Source organism: Bradyrhizobium sp. Kon69, assembly GCF_055807515.1.
In genome coordinates this window covers 1-269 of the sequence record NZ_JBVVOS010000364.1, presented here as the reverse complement: position 1 = coordinate 269, position 269 = coordinate 1, and the positions used below count along the sequence as shown (strand labels likewise).

Genomic DNA, 269 nt, shown 5'->3' with positions numbered 1-269 from the left:
CGAGGAGGCTGTTAGCGAGGATGGCTTTCGTGCGGAGTTCGTTGGCGAAGTGACGGACGACGTCGCTGCCCGGGTGCCGCCCGACCTCTGGAAGCTTCATTGGCCACTCATGGACACGCCAGTGCGCCGACAGGTCTGCGTCGGGCTGATGGAGAAGCTGGAGGAGAATCTCGGCTGGTTCGCGCGCTATCAGGCGTATCTGCGCGAGCACCGTCCCCCCACGCTCGTGGTGTGGGGCCCCGAAGACGGATACATGCCGGCCGAGTCCG

1 pseudogene is annotated in these 269 nt (G+C 65.8%); it reads left to right on the top strand.

From position 1 onward, the window contains the following. Nucleotides 1–269: pseudogene (locus AC0L3U_RS39465) on the top strand (alpha/beta fold hydrolase); the annotation flags it as partial.